Origin of the sequence: Nocardia sp. NBC_01388 (assembly GCF_045040085.1) — a bacterium.
Classification (GTDB): domain Bacteria; phylum Actinomycetota; class Actinomycetes; order Mycobacteriales; family Mycobacteriaceae; genus Nocardia.
On sequence record NZ_CP109553.1, the window covers coordinates 177509 to 194703 of the forward strand.

General features: G+C 67.9%; 16 protein-coding genes. 12 read left to right on the forward strand and 4 right to left on the reverse strand.

The genetic code is table 11. The annotated features are described in order from the left end of the window. The first annotated feature begins 229 nt into the window (after positions 1–229). The 10 genes from OG716_RS00810 to OG716_RS00855 all read left to right on the forward strand — a co-directional run bounded on the left by OG716_RS00810 (position 230) and on the right by OG716_RS00855 (position 9705). The gene (locus OG716_RS00810) at positions 230–826 is read left to right on the forward strand and encodes a C40 family peptidase (RefSeq protein WP_405135826.1); all 597 of its coding nucleotides are present in this window, start codon (positions 230–232) and stop codon (positions 824–826) included. Positions 827–1037: 211 nt separating this feature from the next. Next, the gene (locus tag OG716_RS00815; RefSeq protein WP_405135827.1) at positions 1038–2063 is read left to right on the forward strand and encodes an NlpC/P60 family protein; all 1026 of its coding nucleotides are present in this window, start codon (positions 1038–1040) and stop codon (positions 2061–2063) included. A 19-nt stretch (positions 2064–2082) separates the two neighbouring features. Then, on the forward strand, positions 2083–3087 hold the full coding sequence (locus tag OG716_RS00820) for a hypothetical protein (protein ID WP_405135828.1): 1005 nt from the start codon (positions 2083–2085) through the stop codon (positions 3085–3087). A gap of 78 nt (positions 3088–3165) precedes the next feature. Beyond that, entirely contained in the window at positions 3166–4329 is a 1164-nt protein-coding gene (locus OG716_RS00825) for a glycosyltransferase family 4 protein (protein ID WP_355128834.1), read from the forward strand. A 327-nt stretch (positions 4330–4656) separates the two neighbouring features. After that, positions 4657–5046, forward strand: coding sequence for a polyketide cyclase / dehydrase and lipid transport (locus OG716_RS00830; RefSeq protein ID WP_355128832.1), 390 nt, complete (start codon positions 4657–4659; stop codon positions 5044–5046). Positions 5047–5119: 73 nt separating this feature from the next. Further along, positions 5120–5557 carry an SRPBCC family protein gene (locus tag OG716_RS00835; protein WP_405135829.1) on the forward strand — a complete coding sequence of 146 codons (438 nt, stop codon included), beginning with the start codon at positions 5120–5122 and terminating at the stop codon, positions 5555–5557. Between the two features lie 29 nt (positions 5558–5586). Next, positions 5587–6849 carry an ArsA family ATPase gene (locus OG716_RS00840; protein WP_355128830.1) on the forward strand — a complete coding sequence of 421 codons (1263 nt, stop codon included), beginning with the start codon at positions 5587–5589 and terminating at the stop codon, positions 6847–6849. Further along, complete coding sequence (locus tag OG716_RS00845; RefSeq protein WP_405135830.1) at positions 6846–7859, forward strand: hypothetical protein; 1014 nt, start codon at positions 6846–6848, stop codon at positions 7857–7859. The genes OG716_RS00840 and OG716_RS00845 overlap by 4 nt, the downstream gene beginning before the upstream one ends. Beyond that, the gene (locus OG716_RS00850) at positions 7856–8848 is read left to right on the forward strand and encodes an ROK family protein (protein ID WP_297609056.1); all 993 of its coding nucleotides are present in this window, start codon (positions 7856–7858) and stop codon (positions 8846–8848) included. Before OG716_RS00845 ends, OG716_RS00850 begins: the two co-directional genes overlap by 4 nt. A 131-nt stretch (positions 8849–8979) precedes the next feature. Beyond that, positions 8980–9705 (forward strand): lysophospholipid acyltransferase family protein, encoded by a 726-nt coding sequence (locus OG716_RS00855; RefSeq protein ID WP_355128826.1) that lies wholly within the window; start codon positions 8980–8982, stop codon positions 9703–9705. Positions 9706–9794: 89 nt separating this feature from the next. Here the strand turns inward: OG716_RS00855 and OG716_RS00860 are convergent, their stop codons facing one another. Next, complete coding sequence (locus OG716_RS00860) at positions 9795–10292, reverse strand: polyadenylate-specific 3'-exoribonuclease AS (protein ID WP_405135831.1); 498 nt, start codon at positions 10290–10292, stop codon at positions 9795–9797. Between the two features lie 213 nt (positions 10293–10505). Between OG716_RS00860 and OG716_RS00865 the strand changes: the two genes are divergently transcribed. After that, positions 10506–11894: a class II 3-deoxy-7-phosphoheptulonate synthase gene (locus OG716_RS00865; protein ID WP_355128822.1), complete on the forward strand. Its 1389-nt coding sequence runs from the start codon at positions 10506–10508 to the stop codon at positions 11892–11894. 136 nt (positions 11895–12030) lie between these two features. On the opposite strand, the gene pknB is transcribed toward OG716_RS00865, so the two are convergent. Beyond that, on the reverse strand, positions 12031–14019 hold the full coding sequence (pknB, locus tag OG716_RS00870) for a Stk1 family PASTA domain-containing Ser/Thr kinase (protein ID WP_405135832.1): 1989 nt from the start codon (positions 14017–14019) through the stop codon (positions 12031–12033). 104 nt (positions 14020–14123) lie between these two features. Here pknB and OG716_RS00875 point away from each other — a divergent pair, with 104 nt between their 5' ends. Continuing rightward, positions 14124–14492: an Rv2175c family DNA-binding protein gene (locus OG716_RS00875; protein WP_355128820.1), complete on the forward strand. Its 369-nt coding sequence runs from the start codon at positions 14124–14126 to the stop codon at positions 14490–14492. Positions 14493–14751: 259 nt separating this feature from the next. Here the strand turns inward: OG716_RS00875 and OG716_RS00880 are convergent, their stop codons facing one another. Next, positions 14752–15657 (reverse strand): phytoene/squalene synthase family protein, encoded by a 906-nt coding sequence (locus OG716_RS00880; protein ID WP_405135833.1) that lies wholly within the window; start codon positions 15655–15657, stop codon positions 14752–14754. Further along, on the reverse strand, positions 15654–17177 hold the full coding sequence (locus OG716_RS00885) for an alpha-(1->6)-mannopyranosyltransferase A (protein ID WP_355128975.1): 1524 nt from the start codon (positions 17175–17177) through the stop codon (positions 15654–15656). The genes OG716_RS00880 and OG716_RS00885 overlap by 4 nt, the downstream gene beginning before the upstream one ends. Positions 17178–17195: the final 18 nt, after the last annotated feature.

Here is a 17195-nt window from a genome sequence, read left to right on the forward strand (position 1 = left end):
CCGGCGGGTAGCGGTTCGGACGCTCCCGGCGAAAACGGCGCTGTTATCGTTTCGTGATTGCTGTGATGTTTGTCGCAGCGAAATGGTGACGCGTAACAATTTCGAGCCATCCGCCGTTGGGCCGGACTTTACAAAGCACCGTTATCGGCTCGTAATCTTCCTGAGACCTCGCGGAGTCCGACCCACCAAACCGGTGCGGCGTCGCGGGGCAGATTGGAAGTACCTCACCATGGCGACCAAGACCGTCAAGCGGGCCCTCACGGCCGGTGCCGTCGGCGCTGCCACGCTGAGTGCGCTGCTGCTGCCCGCCACTCCCGCATCGGCGCAGCCGGTGTCCATCCCCGGTATCGGCAACTTCGACGTGCCGGACCAGATTGAGCTTCCCGCCGGCATTCCCGGCGTTCCGGAGTCCATCCCGGTGCAGCTGCCGCCCATCCCCGGCGTCGTGCTCCCGGGTGTGCCCGCCCCCGCCGCCCCGCAGGCCAACCCGCGTCAGCGGGTCGTGGACGCCGCCATGAGCCGCATCGGCGACCCGTACGTGTACGGCGCCACCGGCCCGGACGCCTTCGACTGCTCCGGTCTGGTGCAGTGGTCGTACGCGCAGGCCGGAATCGATGTGCCGCGCACCAGCTACGAGCAGCTCAACACCGGCGCCCCGATCTCCGAGGGCGACCTGCAGCCCGGTGATGTGGTGTCCTTCTACGGCGGCAGCCACTCCGGCATCTACGTCGGCGACGGCAATGTCGTGCACGCCTCCACCGCCGGCCAGCCGGTCAAGGTCGCGCCGATCTCCTCGATGCCGTTCGCGGGCGCCCGACGAATCTGAAACGGATCTGAGCGATACAACCGCAGGTCACCGACCTGCGCGCGAGACGGCGACCGTAATGAATTCGTGGCCTGCTGGACACGAGCGGTCGCCGTTTCGTAACCTTATCGAGACCTTCCTTTCCAGCTCGGGGTAAGAGAACGGGAAACGGCCGACGGTGGCAGTGCAGCAGCGGAATCAGAGCACGACGATTCTCAGAACGAAGCAACTGGTGGGTGCGACGCTCACGGCGGGCGCACTCCTGGTCTGTACCTGCGGCGTAGGGCCCGCGACGGCCGATCCGGTCGCTGCACCGGCATCAGCCGGGGAAGCGGTGCAGCGCCTGATCGATCTGTCGCATCAATCCGAACAGCTCAATCAGCAGGCACTGAACGCACAGTCCGATCTCGACGCCAAGGTCGCGGCCGCCGATGCCGCCGATGCCAAGGCCGATATCGCCGAGGGCGCCCTGAACGCCGCGCGGATCGAGATCCAGAGCTATCAGCCGGTGATCGACCGCGCCGCCAGTTCGGCCCTGCTCGGCAGTCGCACCAACCGGCTCACGGCCATGCTCGTCAGCAGCTCGCCGCAGCAACTTCTGGACCAGATGTCCATCGTGGATCTGGTCGGCGCGCGCACGAATGATCAACTGGGCCAATTCCAGAAGGTCAGCGATGCGGCCAAGGTCGCCGAAACCGCCGCCCGCAGCGCCGCCGATATCGCGCGTGCCGCCAGCGCCCAGGCCGATGCCGTACGCACCGACCTCGAGGCCAAACGGGCATCGCTGCAGGGTTCCATGGCGAGCGTCATCGCCGCCTGGGGTCAGCTCTCGGCCAGCGATCGCTCCGCGCTCGCCGGATCCGCGTTCCCGCCCGGATTCGATCGAGACAGCCTGCTGCGCGGGCTCGTTCCCGGCAGTGGCACCAGTGCGCTCGCCGCCGGGCTCACGCGCATCGGCTTTCCCTATGTATGGGGCGCAACCGGTCCCGAGCAGTTCGACTGCTCCGGACTCGTGCAGTGGGCGTTCCATCAGGTCGGCAAGGATGTCCCGCGCACCAGTCAGCAGCAGTCCACGTACGGCACACCCGTCGACGAGAAGGACCTGCAGCCCGGCGACGTCGTCTTCTTCTACTCTGATATCTCGCATGTCGGCATCTACGCGGGCAACGGCCTGATGCTGCACGCCTCCACATTCGGTGTCCCGGTAGCGGTGGCGCCGATGGCATCCTCGCCATTCCATTCGGCGCGCCGGTTCTGACACTCACCCCGAGGTGGTTATGAGCGCACTGCGGCAGGTTCGCGGCTGGCTGTCGGCCAAGCGCCGTTTCCAGTTCTGCCTGACCCTGGTGATGGTGACCGGATTGACCGCGGCGTGTGGCGCGCTGCTCATGCTGCCAAATTCGGTGCTCCCCAAGCTGCGCGCGGTGGTTCCGGGCGCAGACACCCTGGTCGCATCGGATCCGCAGGTGCCGGGGGTGAAGCGGATCATGGACTCCTACGGCAGCGTGATCGCCGCACCGGTGACAACCGGGTCCGGCAAGGTCGGGGTGGTGCTCGGTCATCCGGCGCACAGCGGCGATATGGATGTGCTCGCCGGTGAGCTCGCGGCGGCGACGGCCGCGGTCAGTTCGCTCTGGGGGTCGGACTGGTCTCAGGCCCCGGTCGTCGTAGTCGCTTCCAGCCCAGCCGAATTCGCGGCGCTCACCCATGCCACCGGTGACGTGCCCGCTTCCGTGGCGGCCTCCACGGTGTCCGATGTCTTCCGTCCGGGCACCGCGCCCACCGGTCAGCGTGTGGTTTTCGGCCCGGAGGCCGCCGGCCGGCTCGGGGCCGACGGGCTGCGCTCGGTGCTGCGGCACGAGCTCACCCATGTGGCCACCCGCGCGGTGACGGTCGACGGTTCCCCGCTGTGGATGCTCGAGGGTTTCGCCGAATACTCCGCGCATCGCGGAATGCACACTCCCGTCGCCGAGATCGCGCCCACGCTGACCGCGCGCGCCCGCTCCGGCAATATCCCCGCGGATCTGCCCTCGGATGCGATCTTCGCACCCGCCAGCGCCGATGCGGCCGTCGCCTACGAACAGGCCTGGTCCGCCTGCGCCTTCATTGCCGATCAGTACGGTGAGCCCCAATTGCTCTCGCTCTACCGGCAATTGGCGAGCGGGCCGAAGGATCAAGCCGCCGTGGAGGCGATCTTCCGGGGCACGCTGGCCACCGCCTACCCGGACTTCCTCGCGCGCTGGCACTCCTGGATCACCACCCGAACCGCCGAAGGCGCCTGATCTCCGACACGCATGCCGCAGGGGTGCGAGGTTTCAGGCTGGGGGGAGCGCCGCGCGCCGGTGCAGTAGGTTGAGGGCATGGGGCGAACGCTGCTGGTTACCAATGATTTCCCGCCACGACCGGGAGGTATCCAGTCCTACGTGCATGCGCTGGCCATGCAGCTGCCCCCCGATGAACTGGTGGTCTACGCCCCGCGCTGGAAGGGCGACAGTCACTGGAAGTTCGATGCGGATCAGCCGTTTCAGGTGGTGCGTCATCCCACCACCCTGATGCTGCCCACCCCCTTGGTGGCGCGCCGCGCGAGCAAGCTGATGCGTGATGAGCAGTGCGATCGGGTGTGGTTCGGGGCGGCCGCGCCGCTGGCGCTCATGTCACCGGTGCTGCGCCGGGCCGGCGCCGAGCGCATTGTGGCCTCCACGCACGGGCACGAGGTCGGCTGGTCCATGCTGCCCGGTGCGCGGCAGGCGCTGCGGGCCATCGGCGAGAACACCGATGTCATCACCTATGTCAGCAAGTACACGCGCCGCCGGTTCTCCGCCGCGTTCGGACCGCGCGCCGCGCTCGAATATCTGCCGCCCGCCGTCGACTCCGAGGTCTTCAAGCCCGATCCGGCCGCCCGCGCCGAATTGCGCGCCCGCTACGGCCTGGGCGAGCGGCCCACCATTCTGTGCCTGTCGCGGCTGGTTCCCCGCAAGGGGCAGGACGCACTCATTGTGGCCATGAAGAACATTCGCGACCGCATCGACGGCGCGGTCCTGGTCATCGCGGGCGGCGGCCCGTACGAGGAGAAGCTGCACGCTCTCGCGGAAGCCTTGGGCGTTTCGGACGATGTGGTGTTCACCGGCCGCGTCCCCGCCGCGGAACTGGCCGCGCACCACACCATCGCCGATGTCTTCGCCATGCCGTGCCGCACCCGCGGTCTCGGCCTGGATGTGGAGGGCCTGGGCATTGTGTTCCTGGAGGCCTCCGCCACCGGTGTTCCGGTGGTGGCGGGCAATTCGGGCGGTGCGCCGGAGACGGTGCGCGAGGGCGAGACCGGCCGGGTTGTCGATGGGCGCTCCACCGACTCCATTGCCGACGCCATTGTCGATATTCTTTCCGATCCCGATGCCGCCGCCCGCATGGGCGCGGCCGGGCGCGCCTGGGTGCAGCAGCAGTGGCGCTGGGATCGAATGGGCGCCCGCCTACGCGAATTGCTGGATCCACCAGTGCATTCGATGCCCGCCGCCGGTCTGAACTGAGTCGACCCCGTCGTCCCAACCCAGATCACCCCGTTGCCCGAACCCTGGTTACCTCGTTGGTTGAACCCTGGTTACCTCGTTGGTTGAACCCTGGTCACCTCGTTGGTTGAACCTCGGTCACCCCGTCGGTTGAACCTCGGTCACCCCGTTGGCCGAACCTCGTCACCCACTTCGTCCTGGCGCCGCTGTCCCTGTCATCCCGGCGTGCTTATGTCCGGGATCTGCGGCCGCTGCCCGGATTCCGGCGCCGACCATGCCGCACGGGCGCGGCCCCCGGTACTCCCCGCCGAAATCGGACGCACGCATCCTCTGGGTTAGGCTCTGCGCGTGAGCAGTATCCAGGTTGCCGACCAGACCTTTGTCGCCGCGCCCGGCGTGGCCGTGGGCGAGATGCTGGCAGATCGTGCCCGCTGGCGCCGCTGGTGGCCGGACCTGCAATTGCAGGTGCGGGAAGACCGGGGCGACAAGGGCATTCGCTGGACGGTGAGCGGCGCGGCGACCGGCACCATGGAGGTCTGGCTGGAGCCCATGCTGGACGGCGTCATCCTGCACTACTTCATGCATGCCGAGCCGCGCAGCATCGAGGGCCTGTCGGCGCGTGATCTGCTGGCCGTCAATCGCACCCACCGGGTCGCCGGAAAGAAGATGTCCTTCGAGGTCAAGGCCCGCTTGGAAGCAGGTCGCAAGGCCGGGGTCGCGCCCGCCGCCGCGCAGTAGACATCGTTCGTTCCGCAGTAGACGAATTCCGCAGTAGACGTATTCAGCCCTTCGAAAGGAAGCGTTGTCACCCATGGCCGATCGAACTCAACGGTCGATCGTGATCGACGCCCCCTCGGATCGCGTAATGGCCGTCATCGCCGATCTGGAGTCGTATCCGGAATGGGTCGCCGCGGCCCGCTCGGTCGAGGTGCTCGACAAATACCCTGACGGCCGGGCGCGCACCGCGCGCTTCGTCCTCGATGCCGGCGTTGTCAAGGACACCTACACGCTGACCTACACCTGGCGTCCGGACGGCCGCGCGGTCAGCTGGACCCTGGCCAGCGGTGAACTGCAGAAGGCGCAGGACGGCACCTATGAGCTGATCGCGCAGCCCGACGGCACCACCGAGGTGGTGTACGAGCTGACGGTCGATCTGAATATCCCGATGATCGGCATGTTCAAACGCAAGGCGGAGAAGGTCATCACCGACACCGCCTTGAAAGAACTCAAGAAACGGGTCGAAGGCTGACCGCGAGCAGGTCCGAACGACCCACCCGTGTGGAACTGTTCGTCGGCAAGGGTGGGGTAGGCAAGACGACGCTGGCATGCGCGACCGCGCTCGCTTATGCGCGATCCGGGCAGCGGGTGCTGCTGGCGTCCCTCGATCAGGCGCATTCCCTCGGTGACGCACTGGGATTCCGGTTCCAGCATCAGCCCGGCAGTGTGCCCGGGGTGGCGGCGGTGCAACCCGGCCTCGATGTGATCGAGGTGGATTCCCTTGCGCTGCTGGAGGATCGCTTCCGCACGGTACTGCTCATGCTGTCCGGCGCGGGGCATGATCACGGCGTCGATCTGAGCGCGCTCGATCCCGCCGAGCTGACCGGTCTGCCCGGCGTCCAGGAACTCCTCGCGCTGCTCGAGATCACCGAATTCGCCAAGACCGCGCGGTGGGACGTGATCATTCTCGACTGCCCGCCCTCGGCCGATATGCTCCGCATCCTCACTGCCCCAGACACATTGCTCGGCTATCTCGAGCGCGTCTGGCCTGCGCATTCCCGCACCCTGACCGCGGTGGGCGGCGATCTGCGCCGCGCGGTCCTCGCGGTGACCGTCGAGCAGATCGTCGCCTCCGTCACCGCCGCCCGCGACCTCATCGCCGATCGCGCGCGCACCGGTGCGCGCCTGGTCACCGCGGCCGAGCAGGTCGCCGTGGCCGAATCCGCCCGGGTCCGTTCGGCGGCCGCGCTGCTCGGCCTGCGCCTGGACGCCGTGCTCGTGAACAAGGTCCTGGCCGAGGTCCCCCCGCCCGATTACGGCGGTCCGATTCATCCCGCCGTGCAGTGGTACTTCAACCGCCGTGCCGAGCAAACAGATGTGGTCGCCGACCTTCGTGAGCGCATGGGCGGTGTGCAGGTGCAGGTCGTAGCGCATGCCGGGGCCGAACCGGTGGGCCTGAGCGCATTGACCGCGCTGTCCTACGCGGTCGATGCGAGTGGTAACTGGGTCGGATCGGGTCCTGTCCCTATGCTTGGCACAGATGTGGATGGTGTGCTGTCTGTCTCAGCCGGGCCCGTGGTGCGGCTCGAGGCGGGCGCGGGCGTGCATTCGGTGTTCGCCATGCGTATGCATCTACCCGTGGTCGATCCGTCGACCCTGCAGCTGGGACGAGTGGAGGACGATTTGATCGTGGGAGCGGACGGGGTCAGGCGCCGATTGCGACTGGCGCCGGTATTGCGGCGGTGCACGGTCGACGCCGCCGAACTCGACGGCGACCAATTGGTGATCAGATTCCGGCCCGACCCGCAGGTCTGGCCGAAATGACCGCCCCGCACGATCATCCGCGCGCCGGACATCCGGACGATAATTTCAGCGAATTCGCCGAGGAGCTGCGGCTGCTGGCCGAAGCCGTGCTCGAGCGGGTCGAACCTGTCCTGCGGCGCACCGCCGCCGACGGCCGGACCCAGTGGTCCAGCTGCGCCTGGTGCCCGGTGTGCGCGGCCGCGGCGGTGGTGCGCGGTGAGCACCACGATGTGGTCGCGGCCATCGCCGATCACGGCACCGCCATTGTGACCGTGCTGCGCGAGGCGCTCGCCGGGGTGCCCGTGGAACCGGTGCTGCCGCCGGATCTGGATCCGGAGTCGCCGGAATACCAAGCCTGGCTTCATGATTCGTTCGGCCACGACTCCGATACCCATGGCAGGCATGGCGATTCGTCCGGCGGCCCGGACGCGCCCGAGGACTTCTCCCGGAGTGATCCCGCTGCGGAGTCCGATGCGTCCGGTCCTGGTGCGCCGGGCGGACATACTCGCCCGAGCGTCGCACTCGCCGGGCTGATCGCCCGCTTCGCCGCGGGTGCCGCGGGTGTCGCCGCCGAGCGCCGCGCCCGTACCGCGGGCGAACCCGCCGCTGCGGATACCGGAGAAGCCCGGCACAGCGGTGCTGCGGACAGTGCCGCTCCCGGCGCGGAGGCGGGTGCCCGGCGCAGCGCCGATGCGCGCGGCCGGGCCGGTGCCCAGGACGGCGCGGATGTCCGCGCCGGCGCCGGTGTGCAGGGCGCGAGCGGTCGTGGCGCGCCGCCCGCGAGCAGCCGTTCCGGTGGAACTCCCGGCACTGACGCCGAATCCGGTGCGCAGGTGCACGGCACCGCGCCTGGTCCGGAGGTGGCCGATCCACTCGGCCGCGGTCCGGGCACCGCGCGGCGGCCGGGCGACAAGGCCTCGACGCGGGCCGGTGGCTCACCGGGCGCTGACGGTGGCGATCAGGCCGCCCGCAGCGGACGGGGGGCGACACGAGCCGGGTACGTGCCGATCAATGTGACCATCAAGGCATGAGGGGCGGTGCACAGGTGCCGTTGACTGTCGGAATCGATGTGGGCGGCACCAATATTCGCGCGTCGGTGGTCGACGGTGCGGGCGAGGTCCTCGATACGGTGACCGCGTCCACACCGCAGTCGGCACGGTCCCTGGAGGACGGGCTGGCGCGGGTGGTGCGGGAATTGTGCGGCAGGCACGCCATCGGCGCGGTGGGTCTGGCCGTGGCCGGATTCGTCGACGAGGATCGCGCGACGGTGCGCTTCGCCCCGCATCTGCCGTGGGAGGACGCGCCGGTGGCGCAGCGGCTCACCGATCGGCTGGGCCTGCCGGTGATTCTGGAACACGACGCCAATGCCGCGCTGTGGGCCGAGTACCGGTTCGGTGCGGCGGCGGGCGGGCGCAATGTGGTGCTGGTGGCCATCGGTACCGGCATCGGCGCGGCACTGCTGACCGGTGGTCAGCTCTATCGCGGCAGTTACGGCGTCGCACCGGAACTGGGCCATCTGACGGTGGTGCCCAACGGCCGGGCCTGTGCCTGCGGAAAGCGCGGGTGCTGGGAAAGGTATTGCAGCGGTACGGCTCTGGTGGATACCGCGCTGGAGATGCTGGCCACCGATCCCGGGCGCTCCACGGTGCTGGCGCGGGAAGCGGGCCGGGATCCGGGTTCGCTCACCGGTCGCCGGGTGGCGGGCGCGGCACAGGACGGCGATCCACTCGCTCAAGAGGTCATGGCCGATTTCGCGCGCTGGCTCGGGCTCGGTCTGGCCTTCGTCAGCGATCTGTTCGATCCGGATCTGATCGTGGTGGCCGGTGGCGTGAGCAGTTCGGCGCCACTGTTTCTCGATGCCGCCCGGGAGCATTACGCGGCCTCCATCACCGGCGCCCGGCATCGGCGGCTCGCGCGGATTCGGACCGCGCAATTGGGTGAGGCCGCGGGGATGATCGGCGCGGCGGAATTGGCGCGTGCCGCGCTCGAAGCGTCGCGAGATGCGGTTCCTGCGACGTAAATACTGGATTAACCGGACACATCAGACAGGGTGCGGTTGGTCACTACCAGGTCTCAGCGGTAGGGTGGCTTGGTGAGTGTGGTGCCCGCAACGAGGCCGGTCCCGGGTATCGAAACAGGGGAAAGGACGCAATGTTCTACTGGCTGCTGAAGTTCGTCTTGGTGGGGCCTTTTATCTCTCTCGTCAACCGGCCCAAGGTCGAGGGCGTGGAAAATATCCCACCCGATGGCGCCGCAATTCTGGCCGGTAACCACCTCTCGTTCACCGATTGGCTGTTCACCCCCCTGGCGAGTCCGCGTCGCATTACGTACCTGGCCAAGGCCGAGTACTTCACCACCCCGGGCCTGAAGGGCCGCCTGCAGAAATTCTTCTTCTCCGGCGCCGGCCAGTACCCGATCGATCGTTCCAGTGCGACCGCCGCCGAGGGCGCTCTCGATTCGGCGCGCAAGCTGCTCAGCGAAGGCCGCCTGGTCGGCCTGTACCCGGAGGGCACGCGCTCCCCGGACGGCCGCCTGTACAAGGGCAAGACCGGTGTGGCCCGCCTCGCGCTGGAGACCGGTGTCCCGGTCATCCCGGTCGCGCTGATCGGCACCGACGGGGTCTGCCCGCCCGGACCGTTCCGCTGGCGTCCGCGCAAGGTCACCGTGAAATTCGGTAAGCCCATCGACTTCTCGCGCTATGAGGGCATGGGCGGCAACCGCTTCGTCGAGCGTGCCGTCACCGACGAGATCATGTACGAGCTCATGCGGATGGGCGACCAGGAGTACGTGGACGTCTACGCCTCGAGTCTCAAGAAGAGCGTCCCCGCGGACGCCCGCCCCGAGGCCGATCGCATTCCCCAGACCATGGCCGGCTGAGTCACCGCAGCCGAAACGCGGGCCCCGAGAGACACTGTCTCTCGGGGCCCGCATCATTTGTGCCCGTGATCAGGAGGCGCTGCTCGTGATCAGGAGGCGTGCATGCGCCGATGCGATTCGATGGCCTCGAACTTCGCCAGATTGTGCCGGGCGTCCGCCAGCGCGTCGTGCGCATCCTTGGGAATCGGCGGCAGCGCGGGGCTGCCGTGCTGAACCCAGTGCTGCCGAAGCTCATTGGTGTAGCGGGGCAGGGCATTGGGCAGATCGACCATCGAACCCCACAGCTGGCACAGGGCCACGTGGTCGTAGGCGCCGACCCAGGCCCACAGCTCCGGTTCGATGCCGGGGCGGGGGAGGAAGAAGCGGTAGAGGTCCTCGCGAATCTTCTCGCGGCTGCGCCACAGCGGGGAGGCGGGCGGCGGCAGCTTCGGCAGCACATTGCGGCGCACGAACGGCCCGGCCTTGCGCGCATCGAATTCCGTTGAGACCGCGTAGTACTCGCGGCCGTCCTCGCACACCACCGCGATGGAGACGAGATCGATGGTCGAACCGTCCTCGATGAATTCCGAATCGTAAAAATATCTCAACGAGATCGGTCTCTCCTCGGTGCGCCGCCACGGGACTGTGCCGTCGACGTCGGTGGTCGGGGGACGATCCGGGTGGATCCTCCGGGCGTCCAGCCTATGTTCCGCGTGTCCGGCGGTGGCCGGAGGGCCGGGTGAGATCGGGTTCACGCGGTGTCGGCGATTCCAGCCCTGGGTGTAGTCCACACGGTTTGTACCGATCCGTATTCTGAACGAGTGAACTGGACCGTCGACGTACCGATCGATCGCTTGCCGGAACTTCCGCCGTTGCCCGCAGAGCTGCGTCGACGCCTCGACGACGCACTGTCCCGCACCGCCCTGCAGCAGCCCGACTGGGATCCCGAGCAGGCCGCCAAGATGCGCACCGTGCTCGAGAGCGTGCCGCCCATCTGCGTGCCCGCCGAGGTCGAGGAGCTGAAGCTACGCCTGGCCGAGGTGGCCCGCGGTGAGGCCTTCCTCATGCAGGGCGGCGACTGCGCCGAGACCTTCGCCGACAATACCGAGCCGCATATTCGCGGCAATATCCGCACGCTGCTGCAGATGGCCGTGGTGCTCACCTACGGTGCGAGCCTGCCGGTGGTGAAGGTGGCACGCATCGCCGGCCAGTACGCCAAGCCGCGTTCGTCCAATACCGATGCGCTGGGCCTCATCTCCTACCGCGGTGACATGGTGAACTCCCTGGTCGCGGATCCGGCCGTGCGCGAACATGATCCGTCCCGTCTGGTGCGGGCCTACGCCAATGCGTCGGCGGCCATGAACCTGGTGCGCGCGCTCACCTCCGCGGGCACCGCCGATCTGCACAATCTGCACGAGTGGAATCGGGAGTTCGTCGCGCAGTCCCCGGCCGGAGCCCGCTACAACACCGTGGCCACCGAGATCGACCGTGCGCTGTCGTTCATGAAGGCCTGTCGCGTCAACGACCCCAACCTGTCGACCGCGCGGCTCTATGCCTCGCACGAGGCGCTGGTGCTCGATTACGAGCGCGCCATGCTGCGGCTCAGCGAGCACCCCACCACGGGTGAACCGCTGCTCTACGATCTGTCCGCGCACTTCCTGTGGATCGGTGAGCGCACCCGTCAGCTCGACGGCGCGCATATCGCCTTCGCCGAACTGCTGGCCAATCCGATCGGCCTGAAGATCGGGCCCACCACCACCCCCGAGCAGGCGGTGGAATACGTGGAGCGCCTGGACCCGAACAATGAGCCCGGCCGCCTGACCCTGGTCGCGCGCATGGGCAACAGCAAGGTGCGCGAGGTGCTGCCCGCGATCATCGAGAAGGTGCAGGCCACCGGTCATCAGGTGATCTGGCAGTGCGATCCCATGCACGGCAATACGCACGAGACCTCGAACGGCTACAAGACCCGGCACTTCGACCGCATTGTCGATGAGGTGCAGGGCTTCTTCGAGGTGCACCATGCGCTCGGCACCCATCCGGGCGGCCTGCACATCGAGCTCACCGGTGAGAACGTCACCGAATGCCTCGGTGGCGCACAGGACATCTCGGATCTGGATCTGGAGAACCGCTACGAGACCGCGTGCGATCCGCGACTGAACACTCAGCAGTCGCTCGAGCTGGCGTTCCTCGTCGCCGAGATGCTGCGCTGAACCTACCGGACGCGCGGGGCCCGGACTGCGAAAGCAGTTCCGGGCCCCTCTCTTTCGGCGCTATTCGCTTCAATGGCCGAGCGGGTAATGGCCGAGCGGGTAATGGCCGAGCGGGTAATGGCAGAGCGAAAGATTGCTAAGGCAGTGCGACGATCGTAATGGTGGATCCTGATTCCACATTCCCGCCGGGAGCGGTGGATTGGGAGATGACGATCGAACCGTCGTTATTGGCCAGCTGACGCACTGTGACCTGCAGACCCAGGGCCTGCAGTTTGCTGCGGGCGCCGGCGACGCTGGAGCCGAGCAGATTCGGGACTTCGACGGCATTGTTCACGATCAGGGTGACGGTGCCGGAGTCGACGGTGGAGCCGGCGGCCGGGTCGGTGCCGATCACCTGCCCGGCCTTGACCTTCCCGTTGTACTCGGCTCTGGTGTCCTGCACGGTGATTCCGGCCTTCTGCAGCACCGCCTTGGCCTCGTCCTCGGTCTTACCGCTCACATCGGGGACCCTGGCCGAGACGACGCCCTTGCTGCGGTACACCTTCACGCTGCCGCCGGCGGGCAGGATCGTGCCGGGGGCCGGATCGACCTTGGCGACAGTGCCTTTCGGGGCGGTGCTGCCGACGTCCCCGGATTCGACGGGGATCAGTCCGGCATCCTTGATCGCCTTCTCGACACTGGCAACATCTTGTCCCACAGTGATTTCCGGGACCTTCGGCTTACCGCTGGAGACCAGGACCGCGACGGTCGAGCCCTTGACGACTTTCGTTCCGGCGGCCGGATCTGTGCCGACCACATTGCCGGCCGGAATGATGTCGGAGGCCTTCTGCCTGGTCTCGGTCTTGAAACCGGCGTCCTGCAGGGTGGTGACCGCGCGCCCGCTGTCGAGCCCGGCGATCGACGGCACCGCCGAGTATCTGCCCACCCCCAGCCACCAGCCGCCGATGCCGAGCAGGAGCGCGAGGGTGATGACGATGCCGAGCCAGATGAAGACGGTGCGCCGGGATTTGCCGCGATTCTCGATCAGGTCCGACCGTGGATTGCGTTCTCTGCCGGGCGGTCCCGGGGGCGGTGCGTACTCGGGCGGTAGCTCGCGCGCCGCGGTCATGACCCGGGTGTGCTGCTGCTGCGCCATATGTTGTGTGGGCGGATCGGCGGGAATCCGGGTGGTCGCCTCGGTCGCGGCGGGTGTGTGGCGCGCGGGCGCCTGCCGTGCGGGCGGGGGCGTTGCGGGCGCGACCTGGTAGCGGGCGCTCACATGCTCGGCGGATTCGGTGGGCGAGGGCACGCGGTAGTCCGGCAGCTGCAGTTCCCGTGCGATGCGCCGCAATTCGCCCGCCATCTCGGTGGCATCGGCGAATCGGTGCGAAGGTTCGCGCGCGGTGGCGTGTGCGACCAGTTCGTCGAATTCCGGTGGGACGCCGCCGATGAGCCGGCCGGGGCTGGGCACATCCTTCTCGACCCGCTGCAGTGCGATCGAAATGGAGCTGTCGCCGTTGAACGGGGTGCGCCCGGTGAGCATTTCGAAGATGAGGATGCCGGCGGAGTACACATCGCTGCGCGCATCGGCGCTGCCGCTGGTGACCTGCTCGGGCGACAGATAGGCCGCGGTACCGAGAATCACGCTGGCCGAGGTGATATTCGCCGAGGCCACGGCGCGCACCAGGCCGAAATCGGCGATCTTGACTTCTCCGGAGTCGGAGATGAGCACGTTCTCCGGTTTGATATCGCGGTGCACCAGCCCGGCCGCGTGCGCGACGCCGACGGCGGCCAGCACCGGTTCGGCAACCGCGCGTACCGCGTGCGGGGGCATGGGTCCGCGTTCGCGTAGCAGCTCGCGCAGCGTGCCGCCCTCGACGAGCTCCATGATCAGGAAGGGGTAATCCCCGTCCACGCCCTGGTCGTACACGGCGACCAGACCCGGATGCTTGAGCTTGGCGACCGCGCGGGCCTCCAGTTCGAACCGCTGGAGGAATTGCGGATCATGGGCGAACTTGGGGTCCATCACCTTGATGGCGACCGGTCGATCCAGGCGAGTGTCCACTCCCCGGAAGACCATGGACATGCCGCCGCGCGCGATCGGCGCGTCGATGCGGTAGCGCCCTTCCAGCATCTGGCCGATCAACAGCAACCCTTCCGACTTCCGATCCGCCCTGTGCGGCTCACCCGATGGTAGTCGGGTCGGGGTGTGATGCGTCCGTAGCGACCCGACCGACTACCGTTACGGCCGTGAGTGCCATTCCCTACAGCGATGATGTCCTGCCGGATTCGGTGACCCTGCTCGCTCTGCCCGATGTGGCCGAGCTGATGGGGATGGCCGTGACCCGGGTGCACGCACTGCTGCGTGAGCACCAGCTCATCGCGGTCCGCCGCAACGGTGTGATCGGCATCCCCGAGGAGTTCTTCGACTCCACCGGCGCGATCGCCAAACATGTCACCCCCCTGATCACGGTCATGCGCGACAGCCGCTACACCAATGAGGAAATCCTCGAGTGGATCTACACCGAGGACGACTCCCTCCCCGGCCGCCCCATCGACGCCCTGCACGGCGACCTCGCCCGTGAGGTAATCCGCCGCGCAGCCGCCGACCCCTTCTGAGCTAGCCCGCCTCGCTGACCCGCCTCGCTGACCCGCCTCCCCGCACCTTTTGCCGGTCGTCGGGAGGTTCCCTGCGTTGCGCACCGGGCCGGCGGTGTGGCGGGGGTCGGCTTTCGGGGGTACCCGGGGAGTTACCCCTGGCGGCGCGAAATCAGTTGTCCCGCCGGGTAACGAGGCACTGACGAGGTACTGGTGCGTGCAGTGACCGGGAGTGTCGATTCGCCCGATGTCGATGTGTGGGTATCCGAGTTCGCCCGGCCTAGGCGAGCGCGAACTCCCTTGCTGCGACCCGTAATCGGCGATGGCGGGGGACTGCCGCCCGGCGGGTGAAGACGGCGTAGTCGGTGCGTTCGATTTCGTCGAGGATGCCGCTGTAGAGGGTGGCGGCGGTGCGGATGGCGGGGCGCACGCGGGGGGTCAGCAGGTCTATGCCGGGGACCGCGGTGCGGTAGATGTCGCGGTTGACGGCGATCAGGTGGGCCAGGGCGCGGCGGACGCGCCGGTCGGTGCGGCCGGTTTTGCGGCAGTGCTGGAGGAGGTCGTCGTCGACGCCGAAGGCGGCCAGTTCGTCGGCGGGGAGGTAGCGGCGGCCGCGGTCGAGGTCTTCGGCGATATCGCGCAGGAAATTGGTGAGCTGGAAGGCTTCCCCGAGGGCCGCGGCGGCGGGTTCGGCCTCGGTGATCGGGACGACGGTGCCCAGCACCGGCAGCAGTTGCAGGCCGATGGCGGCGGCGCTGCCGCGCATGTAGGTGCGCAGCGCGTCCATGGTGGGGTACCGGTCGCGGTACTGCGGACTGCCGGGGATGTCCATGCGCATGGAGTCCAGGAATACCCAGAAGTGCTCGGCCGCAATGTCATACCGCCGGATGGTGTCGGAGACGGCCAGCAGGATGCGGTCCGCGGTGGACTCGGCGGGCGCCTGCGCCAGTCGCCCGCGCAGTTCGTGCTCGATCCGATCCAATTGCGCCGCCGAATATTCGGCCCGCGTCACCGCCGCACTGTCGTCGACAATGTCGTCCACCATGCGCGCGAACGCGTAGAGCGCGTGCACGGCAGGTCTTCGCTCGGATTCCAGCAGCCGGGTGGCGAGGAAGTACGTGCGGCCGTGTTCGGCGGCAATGCGGCGGCAGTCCCGGTAGGCGAGTGCGAGTTCGGCCGAACTCATGCCGGGGTGGGTGGCGGGCCGATGTTGGCCGGCTGGGGCACATGCGCGCTGAGCTTGAGCGGATCGACGGTGCGCAGCGAGACCGCCGCGACCACGGCCGCGAAGGTGGCCAGCGCGACATGCCAGAAGTTGTAGAGGCCGATGGACCCGTCCGGCTGGAATACCAGCATGAGCCAGGTGCACAGCCCCACCAGCCACTGCAGGGTGGTGGTGGACAGCGCGAATCCGGCGGCCAGCGCCAGCGGCCACGAGTAGTACCAGGGCAGTGCGGCGGGGGACAGGATCACGATCGCCACGAAGGCGATGAGAATGCCCAGCACCGCTTCGCGTTCGGTGTGCCGGAAGCGCCACCAGGTCCACGCCAGCACCACGACCAGCGCACCGGCGCACATCATGCGGGTCACCGACAGCACCGATTCCATGCGCAGGGGAGTCACCCAGGTGACCATGTGCGCCATGATCGTCGGCAGCGACAGCCAGTTGATGATCTTCTTTGAGCCGGACAGCGCGGTCAGCCAGCCGATGCCCACATTGGCCAGCGCCGACGCGGCTACGAATACGGCGCAGAACACCGCCACGCCGAGTCCGGCGATCTTGGCGAACATGACCGCGGGATGCGGTAGTTCGGCCTCGCCCTGGGCGGCGCGGCGTTCGCGTTCGTGAATCATCCAGATCCACACCAGGAATGGCAGGGCTATGCCCGCCGTCGCTTTCACGCCAACGCCGATGGCGACGACCACGATGCCGCCCACGTGATGATGTTCGAGCACCAGCGCGATACCGGCGGCCATGAGCCCGACCATGAGCATCTCGTTGTGCACGCCGCCGATGAGATGGATCAGCACCAGCGGATTGAGCACCGCCAGCCACAGCGCGGTGGTCGGCTTACCGCCCAGATGTTTGGTCAGATGCGGTACCGACCACATCATCAGCGCCAGCCCCGGCAGCATGACCAGTCGCAGCGCGATGGTCCCGGCCACCACATTCTCTCCGGTGATGGAGGTGATGCCGCGCGCCAGCAGCAGGAAGATCGGCCCGTACGGCGCGGTGGTGGTGGTCCACACCGGGCTCACATTGTCCAGCAGCACACCGGGATTCACCACCGGCCCGACCTGGTACGGATTGAAGCCGTCGCGCAGCAGTGCGCCCTGCGCCAGATACGAATAGGCGTCACGGGAGAACATGGGCACCGCGAACAGCAGCGGGAAGATCCAGATGCCGACGATGGCGCGCAGTTCGTTCAGCGTCACCGAGGCATGGGGGACGGTGCCGATGGTGGCCCGGCCCAGCCGCACCCACGCGGTGATCATGGCCAGCACGCCGATCCACACGAACACCGTCGAGAGCGCGTAGCCGTGGCCGAAGCGCAGCCAGGACAGATGTGCGGTCTCCAGCAGCGGATCGTTGCGGCGCACACTGCCCGCGCCGAAACCGCCGAAGGTGATCATGAGTGCGCCGAAGAAGCCGAGCAGTGCGGCTTTACCCTCGGGGCTGCGCGCGAAATCGCCGGCATTGCGCATTCGGGAATGCGACACTGC